Annotated in this window: 15 protein-coding genes; 5 read left to right on the top strand and 10 right to left on the bottom strand. The window is 73.0% G+C overall.

What is annotated here, in order from left to right:
• Nucleotides 1–94: 94 nt before the first annotated feature.
• A complete protein-coding gene (gene hrpA, locus AC0VX4_RS07185; RefSeq protein ID WP_145031974.1) occupies nt 95–4,198 on the top strand; it encodes an ATP-dependent RNA helicase HrpA in 4,104 nt (1,367 codons plus the stop codon).
• Nucleotides 4,199–4,222: 24 nt separating this feature from the next.
• Here hrpA and AC0VX4_RS07190 read toward each other — a convergent pair whose 3' ends face one another.
• On the bottom strand, nt 4,223–4,651 hold the full coding sequence (locus tag AC0VX4_RS07190; RefSeq protein WP_049160060.1) for an HIT family protein: 429 nt from the start codon (nt 4,649–4,651) through the stop codon (nt 4,223–4,225).
• Nucleotides 4,652–4,695: 44 nt separating this feature from the next.
• The gene (locus AC0VX4_RS07195; protein ID WP_060774643.1) at nt 4,696–5,823 is read right to left on the bottom strand and encodes a sulfurtransferase; all 1,128 of its coding nucleotides are present in this window, start codon (nt 5,821–5,823) and stop codon (nt 4,696–4,698) included.
• Nucleotides 5,824–5,933: 110 nt separating this feature from the next.
• On the opposite strand from AC0VX4_RS07195, the gene AC0VX4_RS07200 reads away from it, so the two are divergent.
• Entirely contained in the window at nt 5,934–6,380 is a 447-nt protein-coding gene (locus AC0VX4_RS07200; protein WP_049160055.1) for a Fur family transcriptional regulator, read from the top strand.
• Nucleotides 6,381–6,399: 19 nt separating this feature from the next.
• On the opposite strand, the gene AC0VX4_RS07205 is transcribed toward AC0VX4_RS07200, so the two are convergent.
• The 6 genes from AC0VX4_RS07205 to guaB1 all read right to left on the bottom strand — a co-directional run bounded on the left by AC0VX4_RS07205 (nt 6,400) and on the right by guaB1 (nt 13,238).
• Nucleotides 6,400–7,218 (bottom strand): metal ABC transporter ATP-binding protein, encoded by an 819-nt coding sequence (locus tag AC0VX4_RS07205; protein WP_004167651.1) that lies wholly within the window; start codon nt 7,216–7,218, stop codon nt 6,400–6,402.
• On the bottom strand, nt 7,215–8,114 hold the full coding sequence (locus AC0VX4_RS07210) for a metal ABC transporter permease (RefSeq protein WP_004167653.1): 900 nt from the start codon (nt 8,112–8,114) through the stop codon (nt 7,215–7,217). The genes AC0VX4_RS07205 and AC0VX4_RS07210 overlap by 4 nt, the downstream gene beginning before the upstream one ends.
• 2 nt (nt 8,115–8,116) lie before the next feature.
• Nucleotides 8,117–9,124, bottom strand: a complete 1,008-nt coding sequence (locus AC0VX4_RS07215) for a metal ABC transporter substrate-binding protein (protein ID WP_049160051.1) — start codon at nt 9,122–9,124, stop codon at nt 8,117–8,119.
• Nucleotides 9,125–9,200: 76 nt separating this feature from the next.
• On the bottom strand, nt 9,201–10,259 hold the full coding sequence (locus tag AC0VX4_RS07220) for a hemolysin family protein (protein WP_004167655.1): 1,059 nt from the start codon (nt 10,257–10,259) through the stop codon (nt 9,201–9,203).
• Nucleotides 10,256–11,572, bottom strand: coding sequence for a hemolysin family protein (locus AC0VX4_RS07225; protein ID WP_004167656.1), 1,317 nt, complete (start codon nt 11,570–11,572; stop codon nt 10,256–10,258). The genes AC0VX4_RS07220 and AC0VX4_RS07225 overlap by 4 nt, the downstream gene beginning before the upstream one ends.
• A 184-nt stretch (nt 11,573–11,756) precedes the next feature.
• Nucleotides 11,757–13,238 (bottom strand): GMP reductase, encoded by a 1,482-nt coding sequence (guaB1, locus tag AC0VX4_RS07230; protein WP_004167657.1) that lies wholly within the window; start codon nt 13,236–13,238, stop codon nt 11,757–11,759.
• A gap of 200 nt (nt 13,239–13,438) precedes the next feature.
• Between guaB1 and AC0VX4_RS07235 the strand changes: the two genes are divergently transcribed.
• The 3 genes from AC0VX4_RS07235 (at nt 13,439) to AC0VX4_RS07245 (ending at nt 17,998) form a co-directional block, all read left to right on the top strand.
• Nucleotides 13,439–17,197: a multifunctional oxoglutarate decarboxylase/oxoglutarate dehydrogenase thiamine pyrophosphate-binding subunit/dihydrolipoyllysine-residue succinyltransferase subunit gene (locus AC0VX4_RS07235; RefSeq protein ID WP_004167658.1), complete on the top strand. Its 3,759-nt coding sequence runs from the start codon at nt 13,439–13,441 to the stop codon at nt 17,195–17,197.
• A gap of 76 nt (nt 17,198–17,273) precedes the next feature.
• The gene (locus AC0VX4_RS07240; RefSeq protein ID WP_004167659.1) at nt 17,274–17,879 is read left to right on the top strand and encodes a GDSL-type esterase/lipase family protein; all 606 of its coding nucleotides are present in this window, start codon (nt 17,274–17,276) and stop codon (nt 17,877–17,879) included.
• Nucleotides 17,880–17,923: 44 nt separating this feature from the next.
• On the top strand, nt 17,924–17,998 hold the full coding sequence (locus AC0VX4_RS07245; RefSeq protein ID WP_100069119.1) for a 50S ribosomal protein bL37: 75 nt from the start codon (nt 17,924–17,926) through the stop codon (nt 17,996–17,998).
• A 136-nt stretch (nt 17,999–18,134) separates the two neighbouring features.
• Here AC0VX4_RS07245 and rsrA read toward each other — a convergent pair whose 3' ends face one another.
• Both rsrA and AC0VX4_RS07255 read right to left on the bottom strand, forming a co-directional pair.
• Complete coding sequence (gene rsrA, locus AC0VX4_RS07250) at nt 18,135–18,413, bottom strand: mycothiol system anti-sigma-R factor (RefSeq protein WP_049160037.1); 279 nt, start codon at nt 18,411–18,413, stop codon at nt 18,135–18,137.
• Nucleotides 18,410–19,126: a sigma-70 family RNA polymerase sigma factor gene (locus AC0VX4_RS07255; protein WP_036314006.1), complete on the bottom strand. Its 717-nt coding sequence runs from the start codon at nt 19,124–19,126 to the stop codon at nt 18,410–18,412. The genes rsrA and AC0VX4_RS07255 overlap by 4 nt, the downstream gene beginning before the upstream one ends.
• Nucleotides 19,127–19,309: the final 183 nt, after the last annotated feature.

Raw genomic sequence — 19,309 nt, forward strand, 5'->3', positions numbered from 1 at the left:
CTCCAGAGAATCACATCCGGACTCTCAGCCCCAGTCCCGGATCCGTCCCGGCCGGGTCGGCCCGGGCCCCCGCGCGCCTAGGATGGAGGCCGTCATGACGCAGACTCCCCCGCCCTCCACGCCCGCCGCGCAGCCGTCGGCGACGCCCCACGACGCCGCCGCGATCACGTTCCCCGAACACCTGCCGGTGGCGGAGCGCCGTGAGGAGATCATGGCCGCGATCCGCGACCACCAGGTGGTGATCGTCGCGGGCGAGACCGGTTCGGGCAAGACCACGCAGCTGCCGAAGATGTGCCTGGCCCTCGGACTCGGGGAGGCCGGCTCGATCGGCCACACGCAGCCCCGGCGCATCGCCGCCCGCTCCGTGGCCGAACGCATCGCGCACGAGCTGGGCGAGGAGATCGGACAGACGGTCGGCTACCAGGTCCGCTTCACGGCGCAGACCTCGAAGGCCACCCGGGTCAAGGTCATGACGGACGGCATCCTGCTGGCCGAGATCCCCCACGACCCGCAGCTGCGCCGCTACTCCGTGATCATCGTGGACGAGGCCCACGAGCGCAGCCTCAACATCGACTTCCTCCTGGGCTACCTGCGCAACCTGCTGCCCCAGCGCCCGGACCTGAAGGTGATCATCACCTCGGCCACCATCGACCCTGAGCGCTTCGCCCGGCACTTCGGCCGCCCCCTGGCCGAGGGCGAGGACCATGCGGATGCGGTGGAGGCCGACGACGGCGGCCGCGTGGTCCCGGCGCCGATCATCGAGGTCTCGGGCCGCACCTACCCCGTCGAGATCCGCTATCGGCCGCTGACCGACGAGCCCTCCCCCGACGACCCCGAGGACGACGCGGACGACGCCGCCGAGACGCGCGACCCCCTCGACGCGATCGGCGACGCCGTCCTCGAGCTGGCCGCCGAGCCGCCGGGCGACATCCTCGTGTTCCTGCCGGGCGAGCGGGAGATCCGCGAGGCCGCGGACCACCTGACCGGCGTCGTCGCCGGCACCACGCGCCTGGCCGGCACGGAGATCCTGCCGCTGTTCGGTCGCCTGTCCATGGCGGAGCAGCACCGCGTGTTCGGCCGCGCCGGGGCCGGGGTGCGCCGGCGGATCGTGCTGGCCACGAACGTCGCCGAGACCTCCCTGACCGTGCCGGGCATCAAGTACGTGATCGACACGGGCACCGCGCGCATCTCGCGGTACTCCCACCGCACCAAGGTCCAGCGCCTGCCGATCGAGCGCGTCTCCCAGGCCAGCGCGAACCAGCGCGCGGGCCGGTCCGGCCGCACCTCGGACGGCATCGCGATCCGCCTGTACTCGGAGGAGGACTACCTCTCCCGCCCCGAGTTCACGGACCCGGAGATCCTGCGCACCTCCCTGGCCTCGGTGATCCTGCAGATGCTCTCCCTCGGCGTGGCCCGCACCCCGGGCGACGTCAAGGAGTTCCCCTTCGTCCAGCCGCCGGACGGCCGTCAGGTCACCGACGGCGCCACCACGCTCACCGAACTCGGCGCGCTCGAGGCCGGCGGTGCCCGCGCGGGCACCATCACCCGGGTCGGACGCCGCCTGGCCCGTCTACCGGTGGACCCGCGGCTGGGTCGCATGATCCTCGAGGCCGGTGAGCGCGGCTGCGTCCGGGAGGTCATGGTGATCGCCGCGGCCCTGACCATCCAGGACCCCCGCGAGCGCCCCACGGAGCAGCGTGAGGCCGCGGACGAGCTGCACCGCCGGTTCGCGGACGAGAACTCGGACTTCTCCGCGATCCTGAACCTGTGGGCGTACCTGCGCGAGCGGCAGCAGGAGCTCTCCGGCTCCCAGTTCCGCAAGCTGTGCCGCCGTGAGCACATCAACTGGCTGCGCGTGCAGGAGTGGCAGGACCTGGTGCGCCAGCTGCGCCAGCTCGCCAAGGACGTGGGCCTCACCGTCGAGGCCGGACCCGTGGACCCGGTGGGCCGGCACGAGGCCGTGCACAAGTCCCTGCTCACGGGCCTGCTCTCGCAGATCGGCGCCTACGACGAGCGCCGTCGCGAGTACGCGGGCGCCCGCGGCACCCGCTTCGCCGTGTTCCCCGGCTCCGCCCTGTTCAAGAAGCGCCACCCGTTCGTCATGGCCGCCGAGCTCGTGGAGACCTCCCGGCTGTGGGCGCGCACGGTGGCCCGGATCGAGCCGGAGTGGGCCGAGGAGGTCGCCGGCCACCTTGTCAAGCGGACCTACAACGAGCCGCACTGGTCGCGGCGGGCGGGTTCCGTCGTCGCGCGCGAGAAGGTGACGCTGTTCGGCGTCACCCTGATCCCGGACCGCTCGGTCCGGTACGGCCGGATCGACCCGGAGCTCTCCCGCGAGCTGTTCATCCGGCACGCCCTCGTGGAGGGCGACTGGCGCACGCGCCACCGGTTCTTCGCCCGCAACCGGGCCGCGCTCGAGGAGGTCGACGCCCTCGAGACGCGCCTGCGCCGCCGCGACCTGCGAATCGGGGACGAGGACCTGTTCGCCTTCTACGACGCGCGGATCCCGGGAAACGTCGTCTCCGAGCGGCACTTCGACGCGTGGTGGAAGAAGGCGCGCCAGGATCAGCCGGACCTGCTGGACCTCGACGTCGCCGCCCTGCTCACCCAGGACGCCGAGGACCTGGACACCGACGCGTTCCCCACCACGTTCACGTATCCGATGCCCGGCGGCGACGTGGAGCTCGACCTCGAGTACACGTTCGACCCGACCGGCGCGGCCGGCACCGACGGCGTGACCGTGGCCGTGCCGATCCTGCTGCTCAACCAGGTCTCCCCCGGCCCCTTCGCGTGGCTGGTCCCCGGCCTGCGGGTCGAGCTCGTCACCGCCCTCATCAAGGCGTTGCCCAAGGCCGTGCGCAAGAACCTCGTGCCCGCCCCGGACGTGGCCCAGCAGCTCGTCGCGGACCTCGAGGCCCACGCCGACCCGCTGCGGGACGAGCTGCCGGACGCGCTGTCCGCGGCCGTGCGCCGGGTGCGCGGCGTGGTGGTGGAGCCCGGACTGTGGGCCCCGGACGCGGTGCCCCTGCACCTGCGGATGGACTACCGCGTCGTGGACGCCCGCGGCGCCGTGATGGGCGCCGGCCAGGACCTGCCCGCGCTGCAGGCCCGGCTCGCGCAGGCCAACCGCTCCGCGATCGCCGCCCGGCTCGCCGGCACCGACGACCCCGCCTCGGCCCGGCCGGGGCCGCGCCGCACGGGCCGCGGCGGCCGGGCCCAGGCCGACGGGCGGGCCGGGGCCGAGGGACGCCGTCGCCCGGAGGGCCCCGGGCGGTCCGGCGCGACGCCGGCCTTCGAGGAGCGGCACGGGCTGACCTCATGGAGCATCGGCACGGTGCCGCGGACCGTCTCCACCGCGGCCGGGGCGCGTGGCCCCGCCATCACGGGCTACCCGAGCCTGGTGCCGGAGACCACGCCCGACGGCGGCCCCGCGGCCGGCCTGACCGTGGCCCGGTCCGCGGATGACCAGGCGGCCTGGCACCGGGCCGGGGTGATCCGGCTGCTGCTGGCCACCCTGCCCAGCCCCCAGCGCTACGTGCTGGACCACCTGGACAACCGGGAGAAGCTCACCTTCACCCAGAACCCGCACGGCTCGGTGGACTCCCTCGTCGCGGACTGCACGCAGGCCGCCGTCGACCGTCTCGTCGGGGACGAGCTGCCGTTCGACGAGGCCGCGTTCCGTGCCCTGTTCGACCGGGTGCGGGCCGACCTGATCGACACGGTCTTCGCCGTCACGTCCCTGGTGGAGCAGGTGCTCTCCCGGGCCGCGCAGGTGCGCCGCCGGCTCAAGGGCTCGGTCTCGCTCGCCCTCGCGCCGGCGCTGTCGGACGTGAAGGCGCACCTCGAGCAGCTCGTGTTCCCCGGCTTCGTGGCCGCCACGGGATGGGAGCGGCTGCAGCACCTGCCGCGCTACCTGCAGGGCATCCTGACGCGCCTGGACCGGTTGGACGCCGGCGGCCACCTGCAGCGCGACGGGCAGCACATGGCGGTGGTGCAGGGGCTCGAGGACGAGTTCGACGCCGCCGTCGCGGCCCACCGCGCCCGGTTCGCGGGCACGCCCGTGCCCGCGGAGCTGGAGCGGGTGCGCTGGCTCATCGAGGAGCTGCGCGTCTCGTTCTTCGCCCAGGAGCTGGGCACGGCCGTCTCGGTCTCCGAGAAGCGGGTGCGTCAGGCGCTCGCCCGGGCCACGCGCGCCTGAATCGGGTCCGGGCGGCGCGGCCCGTCAGTCCTGCGGGACGACCTCGCCGTGGCCCAGGTCCCGCAGGGCCGCGCGCAGGCGGGCGGCGGCGTCGTCCAGGTCCGCCGGATCGGGGGCGTTGTCCACGCGGGCCAGGTCGAAGTCGGCGAGCGAGGTGGAGGGCCACACATGCACATGCAGGTGCGGGATCTCGTAGCCGGCGATCATGAGCCCGGCCCGGCGCGCGGAGAACGCCGCCACCTGCGCCTTGCCGATCTGCTGGGCGACCGTCGTCAGGTGCGTGACCAGCGCCGGGTCGACCTCCACCCATTCGTCCACCTCCGCACGGGGCACCACGAGCGTGTGCCCCGGCTGGAGCGGCGCGGCGGACAGGAACGCGACGCATGTCTGGTCCTGCCACACGAAGCGGGCGGGCAGCTCGCCGGCGACGATCCTGCTGAAGACGGTGGCCATGGGGATCCTCCTGAGGGGTCGGCGGGGCGGGGCCCCGGGGGTCGTCAGTCCCGGCCGGACGCGCCGTCGGGCTCGGGGCCGACCGCGACGGCGTTGGACGGGTCCTGGACCCATGCTGACCACGAACCCGGGTAGAGCGCCACTCCGGGTCGCCCCGCGACGGCCAGGGTGAGCACGGCGTGCGCCGCGGTGATGCCCGAACCGCAGTACACGGCCACGGGAGTGGCGTCGTCCACGCCGACGGCGTCGAACCGCTCCGCCAGCTCCGCGGCGGGCCGCAGGCGACCGTCCTCGGCGATGCTCTCCGCCGTGGGCACGTTCCGCGCCCCGGGGATGTGACCGGCCACGGGGTCGAGGGGCTCGACCTCCCCGCGGTAGCGCTCGGCCGCCCGCGCGTCGAGGAGCAGACCGCCGGAGGCCATCGCCTCGGCGCCGGCCGTGTCCACGACGGGCATGCGGCCCCACGACGGCCGGGCGGTGCCGGGCACCGGGATGACCTCGCCGGGCTGCAGGGGCAGGCCCGCGGCGCGCCACGCCTCGAGGCCGCCGTCCAGGAGCACGGAGTCCCGCAGCCCCGCGTGGCGCAGCAGCCACCAGGCGCGCGCGGCGGACAGGCCGTGGTCGTCGTCGTAGACCACGATGGTGTCGCCCTCGTCGATCCCCCACATCCGCACGGTCTCCGCGAACTGGCGCGCGTCCGGCAGGGGGTGGCGCCCCGCCGCCGGACCGGCGTGGCCGGCGAGCTGGCTGGGCAGGGAGACGTAGACGGCGCCGGGCAGATGGCCCTGGAGATAGGCGGCGTGGTCCGGCCCGCCCCCCGTGGCCCGGAACCGGACGTCGAGCAGGATCACCCGGTTCGGGCGGCATCGGCCCGGCTGGGCGTAGGCAGGGCCCCCGGGCACCGGCGGCAGGTCCTCGACGGGGGCCAGGCCGAGCCAGCCGGCCAGCACGTCCACCGTCACCAGGGTGGGCGGCTCGGCGGCCTCGGGATCGACGCCGTCGGTGTCCGCGTCCGGGTCGCCGCCGGCGTCATGGGCCGAGGGCGGGGCCGCCGTGGGCGCCGGGACCACGCGGCCCTGCCTCTCGTCGACGACGATCAGCGGGTCGGGTCGATCGGGGGCGGCGCCGTCGCGGTCCGGGACAGGGGATGGGTCCGGGCTCTCGCTGTGCACCCGGACACCCTACTCCACGCCCCCTTCGGCGCCGCTGATAACCTGGAGGATGGCCCGCGCGGACCCGTTCCGGACCGCGCAAGGAGGCGGCAGCCGCCGCAGAAGGAGTCGTGAGCACCGTGAGCGCCCCCCAGCCCGGCCCCCGCGTCGCCCGTCCCCGGGCGACCCGGCAGAAGGCCGCCGTCGACCGAGCCCTGGACCGCATCCCGGACTTCGTGAGCGCGCAGGAGCTCCATGCCCGCCTCCAGGACCAGGGCGAACGCGTCTCGCTGGCCACGGTGTACCGGACCCTGCAGCAGCAGCTCGACGACGGCCTCGTGGACATGCTCCGCCGCGACGACGGCGAGACCGTGTACCGCCGGTGCGAGGACGAGGGCCACCATCACCACCTGGTGTGCCGGATCTGCTGGACCACCGTCGAGGTCACCGCCCCCCACGTCGAGGCGTGGGCCACCGCCGTCGCCGCGGAGCACGGCTTCACGGACGCGGACCACACGGTGGAGATCACCGGCGTCTGTGCCCGCTGCCGGGCCGAGGGGCGCACCCGCGCGGCCTGACCCCGGGGCCGGGCCCCGGTCAGTGGCGGATGCCGCCCGCGGGGTCGTCCAGGAAGTCCGCCGCGTCCTCGACCGCCTTGGAGGGCCCGTGCAGGGCGCCCCGGCCGTACGCGATGTCCAGGTTCTCGACCGTGAGCACGTCCCGCGGCGGGCCCGAGGCCACGACACGCCCGCCCATCAGGACCACATGGTCCGCCTCCGCGGCCTCGTCGAGATCGTGGGTCGTGTAGACCACGGACACCCCGCGCGTCGGCTCCTCGTGGAGGAGGTCGTCGATCGTGCGGGCGGAGACGATGTCGAGGCCCGTCATCGGCTCGTCGAGCAGCAGCACGTCGTGGTCCTGGGCGAGGCCCTGGGCCACGTAGGCGCGCTGGCGCTGGCCGCCGGAGAGCTGGTCGAGGTGCCGCCGCGCCAGGTCCGCGACCTGCATGCGCTCCATGGCGGCCCGCACGATGTCCCGGTCCCGCTTCCGGAACCGGCGGAACCACCCGAGCGTGGGGTACCGGCCCATCCCGACGACGTCGCGCACCGTCACCGGCACGCCCTGGGGCACGCCGATGGACTGCATTACGAAGGAGGTGCGCTGCGTGCGCCGCCGCGGGTTCTCGCCGAGCACCTCCAGCGCACCGGAGGCCGGGTCGCTCAGGCCCGCCAGGGCGGTCAGCAGCGTGGACTTGCCGGAGCCGTTGGGCCCGATCACCGCGATCAGCCGCCGGGCCGGCAGGGTGAAGTCGGAGTGCCGGACGGCCACGTGCGAGCCGTGGCGCAGTTCGAGCGCCCGGGCGACCGCGAGGGGAGGCGTGGCCGCCGCGGCGCCCGCGGGGAAGGACGCGTTCATCGGGCGACCTCCGCTCCGGGCAGGGCCACGACCGGCGCCTCCTGCTCACGCTGCGCGCGCGAGCGCACGTGCCGGCCCAGGAGCGCCAGCACGGCGGCGCGGACGGCGAGCACGACGAAGAACAGCAGGATCGGCATGAGCGCCATGGTGGCCGAACCCGCCGTGCCCAGCCGGTAGCTGAGGGTGAGCCCGGTGACGACGCACGCCGCGCCGATCACGACGGAGACGAGCATCATCTGGGGGACGCTGCGCGTCAGCAGCGCCGCCGTCGCGGGCGGTCCCACGAGGAGGCCGAACACGAGCACCGTGCCCACCGCCTGGAACGAGCCGATCACGGCCGCGCCGATCATCACCAGCAGCAGCGTGTGCGTCAGCCCCGGCCGCATGCCCAGGGAGCGCGCCTTGACCTCGGAGAAGCTCAGCGCCAGCAGGGGCCGGTAGAGCAGCAGGGCCAGGGCGATCACCACGACGGCGATGACCGCCTGGGTCACGATGCCGTCCACGCTGACACCCAGCACATCGCCGAACAGGATCGACGTGAGCGAACCCGTGTAGGAGTCCGACTTGGAGATGATGACCACGCCCAGGGCCATCATCCCCACGAAGAGCAGGCCGATGGCCGTGTCCTCCTTGAGGGTGGTGGCCCGGTGCACCAGCGAGATGCCCGCCATCATGACGACGGCGGCCACCGCCGCACCGAGGTGGGGGCTGCCGCCGGTGACGACCGCCAGGGCGATGCCCGGCAGGACACCGTGCACGAACGCGTCCCCGAAGAAGCTCATCCCGCGCAGCACCAGCCACGTGCCCACGACCGAGCACATCACCACCGCGATGAGTCCGCCGACGAGGGCGCGCTGTTGGAAGCCCATCTGGAAGGGTTCGAGCAGCCAGTCCATCCTCAGCCCTCCAGCGCGTCGGCGAGGGTGCGGGCGTTGGCGAGCATGGCCTCGGCGTAGTCCGCCTCCGGGGTGTCCTTCGGGCCGACGCCGCCCTCGTAGACCTCGATGACCGGCAGGTCGCCGGCCTCCTCGGCCACGGTGTCCACGAGGCTGTTGCGCGCGCCCACGGACGTGATCACGGCGTCCGCGCCGCCGTCACGGATGGACCGGGCGAGCTCGGCGATCTCCTGGGAGGAGGGCTCGCCGTCGGTGGAGCCGCCCGGGACGACGACGCCGGACACGGTGAAGTCGTAGGCCTCGCCGAAGTACCCGTAGGCGTCGTGGTCCGTGACCAGCGTGCGGCGGTCCTCCGGGACCCCGGCGAGGATCTCCCGGACCTGCGTGTCCGTCTGCTCGAGCTCCCCGCGCACGGTCGTGCCGCACTCGGCGAACTTCTCGTCGCCCCGCTCCTGGGCGAGCGTGTCGCCCATCAGCTCGGCGGCCCTCGCCATGCGGGCGACGTCCATCCAGACGTGCGGATCCTCGGACCCGTGGTCGTGGCCCTCGTGGCCTGCCCCCTCCTCGGCGTGGTCATGGCCGCCGAAGGGCAGCGGATCCAGCTGGGGCGCCACCTCGACGACGGTCGCACCGTCCGCCTCCGCGTTCGCGAGGGCGGACTCCATGCCGCCCTCGAGGCCGAGGCCGTTGGAGAACACGAGGCCGGAGGAGACCATGTCCTTCACCTGCGCGGACGAGGCGGAGAAGTCGTGCGGGTCGTCGCCGGGGCCCATCACCGTGGCGCTGCGGGCGTCGGCGCACGCGACGACGCGGTCGAGCACGGAGCCGAGCTGCGTCGTCGTGGCGACGGCCACGGGCGCGCCCGCGGCCGAGCCGGACCCGGCGGCCGCAGAGGAGCCCGCGGCCTGCGCACCCGAGGAGCCGCCGTCGGTCCCGCCGCATGCGGCGAGGCTCAGGGTGAGCGCGGCGAGGGCCCCGGTCAGGGCGGGCAGGCGACGGCGGCGGAGCATGGGGCGACCTCGTTCGTGTCGGGGACGGTGCATGAAATCGGTTCTCAACAGTAGCACCGCGCCGCCCGCGCGTCGCTCACGCGGGCCGGAACCGACGCGGCGACTGGGTCACGTCGTTGATCTCCCCGACGAGCTCCTCGAGCACGTCCTCGAGGAAGAGGATGCCCGCGGTCTCGCCCTCGGGCGTGATGACCCGGGCGAGGTGGGAGCCCGTGCGCTGCATGAGCGCCAGGGCGTCCTCGACCTCGTCCTCGAGCCGCACGTTGGCCAGCGACCGCACGCGCGTGAGCGGGATCGGCTCGTCGTACCCCGACGGCCCCACGGTGAGGACGTCCTTCAGGTGCAGGTAGCCGGTGTAGCCGCCGTCGGGGTCCTCGACCACGAACCGGGAGAAGCCCACGCGGCCCACGGTCCACTCGAAGTCGTGCGGCGTGATCCCCTCCGGGACGGTGACGACCCGCTCGAGCGGCACCATCACGTCCCCGGCCCGGTGGTCCGAGAACTCGAGGGCCGAGTGCAGCACGCCGGACTCGTCGTCCAGGGTGCCCGAGCGGGTGGACTCGGCCACGATCGACTGCACCTCCTCGAGCGTGTAGGAGGAGGCCACCTCGTCCTTCGGCTCGATGTGCAGGGCGTGCAGCACGAGGTTGGCCGTCCAGTTCAGCGCGGCCACGACCGGATGCAGCAGCTTCGAGAGCCACACGAGCGGCTGGGCCAGCAGCATCACGGCGCGGTCCGCGAACGAGACGGCGGCGTTCTTGGGCACCATCTCGCCCAGGGTCACGTGCAGGAAGGTGACCACCAGCAGCGCGAGCACGAAGGCGGTGACGTCCGCCGCCGCGGCCGGCACCCCGAGGGCGCCCATCGGGACGACGAGCAGGTGGTGCAGCGCCGGCTCGGACACGTTGAGGATCAGCAGGGAGCACACCGTGATGCCGAGCTGGCAGACGGCCAGCATCTGGGAGACGTGCTCCATCGCGTAGAGCGCCACCTGGGCCTGGCGGGAGCCGGCCTCGGCCCGCGGCTCGATCTGCGCCCGGCGGGCGCCCATGACGGCGAACTCGCCCGCCACGAAGAAGGCGTTGGCGGCCAACAGGACCACCAGCCACAGCAGTCCGACGACGTCCCCGTTCATGCGCGCGTCTCCTCGTCCTCAGCGGCCGGGTCGAAGCGCACGCGCTCGATGCGGCGGCCGTCCAGCCGCTCGACCGTCAGGGTGCCGCCGTCCACGTCCACCACGTCCCCGACCTCCGCCAGGCGCCCCAGGCGGGCCAGGATGTACCCGCCGACGGTCTCGTAGGCCCCGTCCTCCGGCACCACGAGGGCCGGGATCTGGGTGCGCACCTCGTCGGGCCGCAGCTCCGCCGGGAAGTACCAGCGGCCGGAGGCCGTCTGGAGGACCCCCGGGGTGACGCGGTCGTGCTCGTCCGCGACCTCGCCGACGATCTCCTCCACCACGTCCTCGAGCGTGACCACCCCGGCGGTGCCCCCGTACTCGTCCACGACGACGGCCATCTGCAGGTTCGCGTCGCGCAGCTCGGCCAGCAGCTGGTCCAGGTGCACGGTCTCCGGCACGCGGATGACCTCCGTCATCAGCGCACCGGCCTCGAGGTCGGCGCGACGCTCCCGCGGCACGGCCACGACCTTCTTCACGTGCACGACGCCGCGGATGTCGTCCGAGGAGTCGCCGATCACGGGGAACCGGGAGTAGCCGGTGCTGCGGGCCAGGTCCAGGACCTCGGGCAGCGCCTGGTCCTCCCCCACGGTCTCCACGCGGATGCGCGGGGTCATCACGTCCGCGGCGGTGCGGTCCGCGAAGCGCAGCGTCCGGTCCAGGAACGAGGCGGTCTGCGCGTCGAGCGTGCCCAGCTGCGCCGAGCGGCGGACCAGCGAGGAGAGCTCCTCGGGGCTGCGGGCGCCGGAGATCTCCTCCTTGGCCTCGATGCCCACGCGGGCCAGCACGCCGTTGGAGAACCCGTTCAGGACGAGGATCGCCGGCTTGAACACGGTGCTGAACACGAGCTGGGGTCGGGCGAGCGCACGGCCGATCACCATGGGCTCGGCGATGGACATGTTCTTGGGGATCAGCTCGCCGAGGAGCATCGAGAGCAGGGTCGCCACGATCATCGCGACGACGAGCGAGACGGTGCCCACCACGCCGGCCGGCAGCCCCACCTGGAGCAGCAGCGGGTCGATGAGCCGGCTGATCGCCGGGTCCATCACGTAGCCGGTGAGCAGTGTGGTCAGGGTGATGCCCAGCTGGCACGCGGAGAGCTGGGTCGAGAGTGATTTGAGGCAGCGCAGCAGGGGCTCGGCGCCGCGGTCACCCGCGTCCACCATGCGCTGCACGGTCGGCACGTCGATCGCGATCATGGCGAACTCGACGGCCACGAAGAAGCCGGTGCCCGCGATCAGGACCAGGCCGAGGATCAGCAGGAGCCACTCCACTCGACCTCACCCCCTCGACGGCGGGCCGGGCGGCGGTGCGGGGCACCGGGACTGGAAGGCTCCGATCCGGCCGCGTCCGCGTGGGCGGACGGGCGGTCTGGCACACAGGTGTCAGGGTGATCCATAGTCCGCCCAGTATAGGGGCGTCAGGCCCCGACGGAACGAGCCGGGGAAAGCGGCCGCCTCACCACGACGAGCCGACCGGCCGGCCCTCCTCGTAGCCCGCCGCGGACTGCAGGCCGACGACGGCGCGCTCACGGAACTGCGCCAGGTCGTGGGCGCCGGCGTAGGTCAGCGACGAGCGCACGCCGGACGTGATGGTGTCCAGGAGGTCCTCCACCGAGGGGCGGCGCGGGTCCACGTACATGCGTGAGGACGAGATGCCCTCCTCGAACATCGCCTTGCGGGCCTTGGTGAAGGCGTCCTCGTGGCGGGTGCGGTGCTGGACCGCGCGAGCCGAGGCCATGCCGAAGCTCTCCTTGTACCGCCGACCGTCCGGGCCGTGCACGAGGTCGCCCGGAGACTCGAGCGTCCCCGCGAACCACGAGCCGATCATCACCGAGCTGGCTCCGGCGGCCAGCGCGAGCGCCACGTCCCGCGGGTGCTTCACCCCGCCGTCCGCCCACACGCGTGCCCCCAGCTCGCGGGCCGCGACGGCGCACTCCAGGACCGCCGAGAACTGCGGCCGGCCCACCGCGGTCTGCATGCGCGTGGTGCACATCGCACCCGGGCCCACGCCCACCTTCACGATGTCCGCGCCGGCCGCGACCAGGTCCCGGACGCCGTCGCCGGAGACGACGTTGCCGGCCACCACGGGCACGCCGGGGTCGAGGGCCCGCACGGCGGCGAGCGCGTCCAGCATGGTCTTCTGATGACCGTGCGCGGTGTCCACGACGAGCACGTCGACGCCGGCCTCGACCAGGGCGGCCGCCTTCTCCCCCACCGCCCCGTTGATGCCGACGGCGGCGCCGACGCGGAGCCGTCCGTCGTCGTCCAGACCGGGCGTGAACACAGACGAGCGCAGCAGGCCCGCCGCGGTGACGACCCCGCGCAGCATGGGTGCGGCGGTGCCCTCCGCCGGGTCCACGACGGGGGCCATCTCCTGGCGCGCGGCGTGCAGGCGCTCGAAGGCCGCCCGCAGCGCGTCCTTGTCCGGGGCCCCGTCCGCGCCGCCGAGCTCGGCGAGCGTGAGGGTCACCGCCGGTGGGTGCATGACGGAGGCGGCCGAGGCGAAGCGGTCCACGCCCTCGCAGTCCTGGGGGCGGACCACGCCGAGCAGCTCGCCGTGCGCGTCCACCACGCAGACGGCCCCGTGGTTGCGGCGGTCCACGAGGTGGAGCAGGTCCAGCACCGTGTCCTGCGGCCCGACGGTCAGGGCGGTGTCCGCCACGGGGTGGGCTGCCTTCACCCGACGCACGACGTCCCGGATGACGTCCGCCGGGATGTCCTGCGGCAGGATCCCGAGACCGCCGCGCCGGGCCATGGTCTCGACCATCCGGCGCCCGGTGACGGCGGTCATGTTGGCGGAGACCAGGGGGATGGTGGCGCCCGTGCCGTCATCCGGGGCGATGTCCACGTCCATGCGACTGGCGACGTCCGAGTGCGAGGGCACGAGGAAGACGTCGTTGTACGTGAGGTCGACGGCCGGGTCGGTGAGGAAGCGCATGGCGTCAGTCTCCCAGACGCGGTGGACGCCGAGAGCCCCCCGCGCGTCCGCCGGGAGCGGAGTCGAGCCGAGGCCGCGGCATTCCAGCCGGGGGCGTCGAAGAACTATGATGTCTCGAGGCGTTCCCGGCCCCACGCGCGCCGCGCGGGTGGCCCGGCGCAGCACATCGCATCCCAAGGCTCAGGAAGAGGCGTTACACAGTGCCAGAACTCACGTCGGACCGGCTCGCACAGGAGTTCCCGGGGAACGAACGGCTCGTGGCCGAGATCTACCGGAAGTACCGCGAGGACTCCGGTTCCGTGGACCGGCAGTGGGCACAGATCTTCGCCCGTCTTGAGGCCAGCGCGCCCGCCGAGGCCGAGCCGAAGGCCTCCGCCCAGACCGAGCCGAAGGCCTCCGCCAAGGTGACCGAGCCGAAGGCCTCCACCAAGGTGACCGAGCCGAAGGCCTCCACCAAGGTGACCGAGCCGAAGGCGGCGACCGCCCCGGCCCGGGGCGCGCAGCCCAAGGAGACCTCGGTCAGCACCGGCCCCAAGCCCAAGAAGACCCCGGCGGCCCAGGCCGTGCCCTCCGAGCCTGCCGACACCACCGCCACCACCGCGGACGAGAAGCAGGAGAAGGCCACCGTCCTCAAGGGCATGGCCAAGGCCGTGGCCACGAACATGGACGCCTCCCTGTCCATGCCCACCGCCACCACCGTGCGCGACCTGCCGGCCAAGGTGCTGATCGACAACCGCGTGGTCATCAACAGCCACCTGGCCCGCACCCGCGGCGGCAAGGTCTCCTTCACCCACCTCATCGGCTACGCCGTGGTCCGCGCGCTCGCGGCCATGCCCTCGATGAACGTGACCTACGAGGAGCGCGACGGCAAGCCCACCATGGTGGAGCCGGCCCACGTGAACTTCGGCCTCGCCATCGACCTGCCCCGCCCGGACGGCACCCGCGCGCTCGTGGTCCCCAACGTCAAGGCCGCCGAGACCCTCGACTTCCGCGGCTTCTGGAAGGCGTACGACGACCTCGTCCAGCGCGCCCGCAAGAACAAGCTGACGATGGACGACTACGCCGGCACCACGGTCTCCCTGACCAACCCGGGCGGCATCGGCACCGTGCACTCGGTGCCCCGCCTGTCCCAGGGCCAGGCCGCCATCATCGGCGTCGGCGCGCTGACCTATCCGGCCGCCTTCCAGGGCGCCGCCGAGTCCACGCTGCACGACCTGGCGATCTCCAAGACGATCACGCTGACCTCCACGTACGACCACCGCGTGATCCAGGGCGCCGGCTCCGGCGAGTTCCTGAAGATCGTGCACGGCCTCCTGCTGGGCGAGGACGGCTTCTACGACGAGGTCTTCCACTCCCTGCGCATCCCCTACGAGCCCGTCCGCTGGGCCCAGGACGTGCAGGTGAACCCGGAGGAGCAGATCGGCAAGGTCGCCCGCATCCAGCAGCTCATCCACGCGTACCGGGACCGCGGCCACCTGCTGGCCAACGTGGACCCGCTCGAGTACTCGATGGCCTACCACCCGGACCTCGACATCCGCGAGCACGGGCTGACCCTGTGGGACCTGGACCGCAAGTGGCCCACCGGCGGCTTCGGCGGGGCGAGCAGCCTGACGCTGCGCAAGATCCTCGGCGTGCTGCGTGACGCGTACTGCCGCACCATCGGCGTCGAGTACATGCACATCCAGGACCCGGCCGAGCGCGCCTGGTTCCAGGAGAAGCTCGAGCAGCCGTACGCCAAGCCCACCCGCGAGGAGCAGCTGCGCATCCTGGGCCGCCTCAACGCAGCGGAGGCGTTCGAGACGTTCCTGCAGACCAAGTACATCGGCCAGAAGCGCTTCTCCCTGGAGGGCGGCGAGTCCCTCATCCCGCTGCTGGACGGCATCCTCGGCGACGCCGCCGACGCCGGGCTGGACGAGGTCGCCATCGGCATGGCGCACCGCGGTCGCCTGAACGTGCTGACCAACATCGCCGGCAAGACCTACAGCCAGGTCTTCCGCGAGTTCGAGGGGGCCACCCCGGGCGGCGCCTCGGGCTCGGGCGACGTGAAGTACCACATGGGCACCGAGGGCACCTTCGTGTCCGACGCCGGCAACAGCACCCGCGTGTACCTCGCCGCCAACCCCTCGCACCTGGAGGCCGTGGACCCGGTCCTCGAGGGCGTCGTGCGTGCCAAGCAGGACCGCCTCGACCTGGGCGGTCAGCGCCCCGACTCCTTCTCCGTGCTGCCGATCCTGGTGCACGGCGACGCGGCCTTCGCCGGCCAGGGGGTCGTGACCGAGGTGCTGCAGCTCTCGCAGCTGCCCGGCTACCGCACCGGCGGCACGATCCACGTGATCGTGAACAACCAGGTGGGCTTCACCACGCCGCCGACCCAGGCACGCTCCGCGGTGTACTCCACCGACGTGGCCAAGACCATCCAGGCCCCGATCTTCCACGTCAACGGCGATGAGCCGGAGTCCGTGATGCACGTGGCCCAGCTCGCCTTCGAGTACCGCCAGCGGTTCAACAAGGACGTCGTCATCGACCTCGTCTGCTACCGCCGCCGCGGCCACAACGAGGGCGACGACCCGTCGATGACGCAGCCGCGCATGTACAACCTCATCGAGCAGAAGCGCTCCACCCGCAAGCTGTACGTCGAGTCCCTCGTGGGCCGCGGCGACATCACGCAGGAGGAGGCGGACACCGCCCTGAAGGACTACCAGCAGCAGCTCGAGCGGGTCTTCGCGGAGACCCACGAAGACGCGCCCACCTCCGGCGGCGAGGGCATCCGCCCGGCCGAGGACCGGGACGCGGTCCCGGAGGCGCCGGCATCCACGGCCATCTCGGCCGAGACGCTGCGGGCCATCGGGCAGGCGCACATCGACGTGCCCGAGGGCTTCACGGTCCACCCGAAGCTCGCGGCCCTGCTCGAGCGCCGCGCCAAGATGGCCGTCGACGGTGGCATCGACTGGGGCTTCGCCGAGCTGGCGGCCTTCGGCTCGCTGCTCGTGGAGGGCGTGCCGGTCCGCCTGGCGGGCCAGGACTCCCAGCGCGGCACCTTCACGCAGCGCCACTCGGTGTTCCACGACCGGATCACCGGCGAGACGTGGGCGCCGCTGAAGCACCTCTCCGAGGACCAGGCGAAGTTCTGGGTCTACAACTCGCTGCTGTCCGAGTACGCCGCCCTCGGCTTCGAGTACGGCTACTCCGTGGAGCGCTCCGACGCCCTCGTGCTGTGGGAGGCCCAGTTCGGCGACTTCGTGAACGGCGCGCAGACGATTATCGACGAGTTCATCTCCTCGGCCGATCAGAAGTGGTCGCAGACCTCGTCCGTGGTCCTGCTCCTCCCCCACGGCTACGAGGGACAGGGGCCGGACCACTCCTCCGCCCGCATCGAGCGCTTCCTGCAGATGTGCGCCGAGGACAACATGCGCGTGGTCAACCCCTCCACGGGCGCGAACCACTTCCACCTGCTGCGCGAGCATGCCTACGCCCGCCCGCGTCGGCCCCTCATCGTGTTCACCCCGAAGCAGCTGCTGCGCCTCAAGGCCGCCGCGAACTCGGTGGAGGACTTCACCGAGGGCCGCTTCCAGCCGGTCATCCCGGACGCCGGGGTGGACGCCAAGGACGTCACGCGCGTGCTGCTGGTCTCCGGCCGGCTGTACTACGACCTGCTCGCCCGCCGCGAGAAGTCCGGCGACACCTCCACCGCGATCGTGCGGGTGGAGCAGCTCTACCCGCTGCCGCTCGACGAGATCCGCACGGCGCTCCGCGCCTACCCGGACGCCGACGTCGCGTGGGTGCAGGACGAGCCCGCGAACCAGGGCCCGTGGCCGTTCATGGCACTGAACCTCGTGCCGCAGCTCGACCGCCCCGTGACCCTCGTGTCCCGCCCGGCCTCGGCCGCGACCTCCGCGGGCACCAAGGGCCGCCACGACCAGGAGCTCGGCACGCTGCTGGACGCCGCCTTCGGCCGCTGACCCGGACCGAGCCTGCGCCGCCGCCGCACCCTCCGGTGCGGCGGCGGCGCCGGATCGGCCGACGAAAGGACACACTGTGCACAACCGCCGGATCCGGATCGCCGCCGTCGGCGACCAGCTGCTGGCCGGTGCGGGCGACGCCCGCGCCATCGGCTGGTGGGGCCGCGTGCTCGCCCGCACCCAGGCCCCCGACGTGGAGCTGGAGAACTACGTGCTGGCCGTGCCGCACGAGACCACCGAGGACCTCAACGAGCGCTGGTGGGGCGAGGCCTCGCGGCGCTTCTCCGAGGAGACGGAGAACCGCCTCGTCGTGGCCCTGTCCGACGCGGACCTGGACCTGGAGGCCACCTCGACCGCCCGTTCGCGGCTGAACCTGGCCAACGTCCTGGACACCGCCTCGCAGCGGAACATCCCGGTGCTCGTGGTGGGCCCCACGCCCACCCTGGACGAGCAGCGCAATGCCCGGCTCGCCGAGCTCAACGCCGCCTACCTGGATGTGGCCGACCGGCGCAACCACGTGTACGTGGACACGTTCACCCCGCTGGTGGGCCACGAGCAGTGGCGCTCGGACCTCGCCTCCGGCCAGGGCCGCCCGGGGCAGGCGGGCCACGGGCTCATCGCGTGGCTCGTGCTGCACCGGGGCTGGTACCAGTGGCTCGGTCTGCCTGAGCCCACGGCCTGATGTGACAGAATGGACCACCGACCGACTCGTTGAAGGGAGACGTCATGAGCAAGCGTGCACGCAAGCGTCGCGACCGCCGCAGGAGCGGCGCCAACCACGGCAAGCGTCCCAACGCCTGATCCGCTGATCGGCGTCGCGGACCGGCCGGGTGCCACCCGGCGACCGCAGACCACGAAGGGCCGTCCCCTGAGGGGACGGCCCTTCGTCATCGTCGGGGCGCCCGATCGGGTGCCCACGGGTCCGCATGTCGCGGTGTCAGCCCCAGGTGACGGTCGTCGTCGAGATCTGGGTGATGCGGGTCATGATGGTGGCCCGCAGCTGCGCGGGCGCCTTCTCCTGGCAGCACCGACGCACCGCCGAGCGGATGAGCTCCTCGAGCTCCTTCTGGTGCCGGCAGTCCGGACAGTCCGCCACGTGGGCGCGCACCTGCTCGATGTCCTCGGGCGTCAGGGCACCGTCCAGGTACTGGTACAGCCGCTCCAGGGAGGCGTCCTGGGCGTCGCGGCACTCATTGCCGTGCTGGTCCGCGGTCATCGCGTGGCCTCCTTCGTGCTCGTCTCGGTCTGCTTCGTGCCGCCGCGCCCGGTCTTCTTCTTCGGCTGGGCCTTGATGCCGCGCGCGGCCGCGTAGTCCGCGAGACGCTCGCGCAGCTGCTTGCGGCCCCGGTGCAGCCGCGACATGACGGTGCCGATCGGCACGTCGAGGATCTCGGCGATCTCCTTGTAGGCGAAGCCCTCCACGTCCGCGAAGTACACGGCGAGCCGGAACTCCTCCGGGATCGCCTGCAGGGCGTCCTTCACCTGGGAGTCGGGGAGCCGGTCGAGGGCCTCCGTCTCGGCGGAGCGCAGGCCACCGGAGGTGTGCTCGGCGGCCCGGGCCATCTGCCAGTCCTCCACCTCGGGGTTGTCCGCCTCGAGGGGCTGGCGCTGCCGCTTGCGGTAGAGGTTGATGTACGTGTTCGTGAGGATCCGGTAGAGCCAGGCCTTGAGGTTGGTGCCGGGCCGGTACTGGTGGAACGAGGAGTAGGCCTTCGTGTACGCCTCCTGGACCAGGTCCTCGGCGTCCTGCGGGTTGCGCGTCATGCGCAGCGCAGCGGAGTACAACTGGTCCACGAACTCGAGGGCGTCACGCTCGAACCGGGCACGGCGCTGCTGTTCGGACTCGGCGGCGACGTCGATGTCGGCGCGGTCGTGCTCGGGGGCGTCCTCGGGCCGGGCGAATTCCGGCCGGCTGTTGTCAGTGCTCATCGCGGGCCAGTCTACGGTTTGGGTTTGGGAGGGATGCGTCAGCAGGGCGGCGCTCATGCGGGGCTCCTCTCCGGCTGCGGTCCTCGGCGAGCGGGACCGGTGCGCCGTCACGGGTGCAGGGTCGCCCAGTGGAGCGCCAGCAGCGTTCCAGGTATTCCCCCGAGACAGGCCGACCCCGGCCGA

It is taken from the genome of Micrococcus sp. 63XJN7_8_ISO-PGPR-S23-253 (assembly GCF_056173425.1).

Bases quoted from the DNA above. Each gene is read 5' to 3' on its own strand.
- hrpA (WP_145031974.1), top strand. From the start codon at position 95: ATGACGCAGACTCCCCCGCCCTCCACGCCCGCCGCGCAGCCGTCGGCG.
- AC0VX4_RS07190 (WP_049160060.1), bottom strand. From the start codon at position 4,651: ATGGCCACCGTCTTCAGCAGGATCGTCGCCGGCGAGCTGCCCGCCCGC.
- AC0VX4_RS07205 (WP_004167651.1), bottom strand. From the start codon at position 7,218: ATGAACGCGTCCTTCCCCGCGGGCGCCGCGGCGGCCACGCCTCCCCTC.
- AC0VX4_RS07210 (WP_004167653.1), bottom strand. From the start codon at position 8,114: ATGGACTGGCTGCTCGAACCCTTCCAGATGGGCTTCCAACAGCGCGCC.
- AC0VX4_RS07215 (WP_049160051.1), bottom strand. From the start codon at position 9,124: ATGCTCCGCCGCCGTCGCCTGCCCGCCCTGACCGGGGCCCTCGCCGCG.
- AC0VX4_RS07220 (WP_004167655.1), bottom strand. From the start codon at position 10,259: ATGAACGGGGACGTCGTCGGACTGCTGTGGCTGGTGGTCCTGTTGGCC.
- guaB1 (WP_004167657.1), bottom strand. From the start codon at position 13,238: ATGCGCTTCCTCACCGACCCGGCCGTCGACCTCACGTACAACGACGTC.
- rsrA (WP_049160037.1), bottom strand. From the start codon at position 18,413: ATGACCGCGGACCAGCACGGCAATGAGTGCCGCGACGCCCAGGACGCC.
- AC0VX4_RS07255 (WP_036314006.1), bottom strand. From the start codon at position 19,126: ATGAGCACTGACAACAGCCGGCCGGAATTCGCCCGGCCCGAGGACGCC.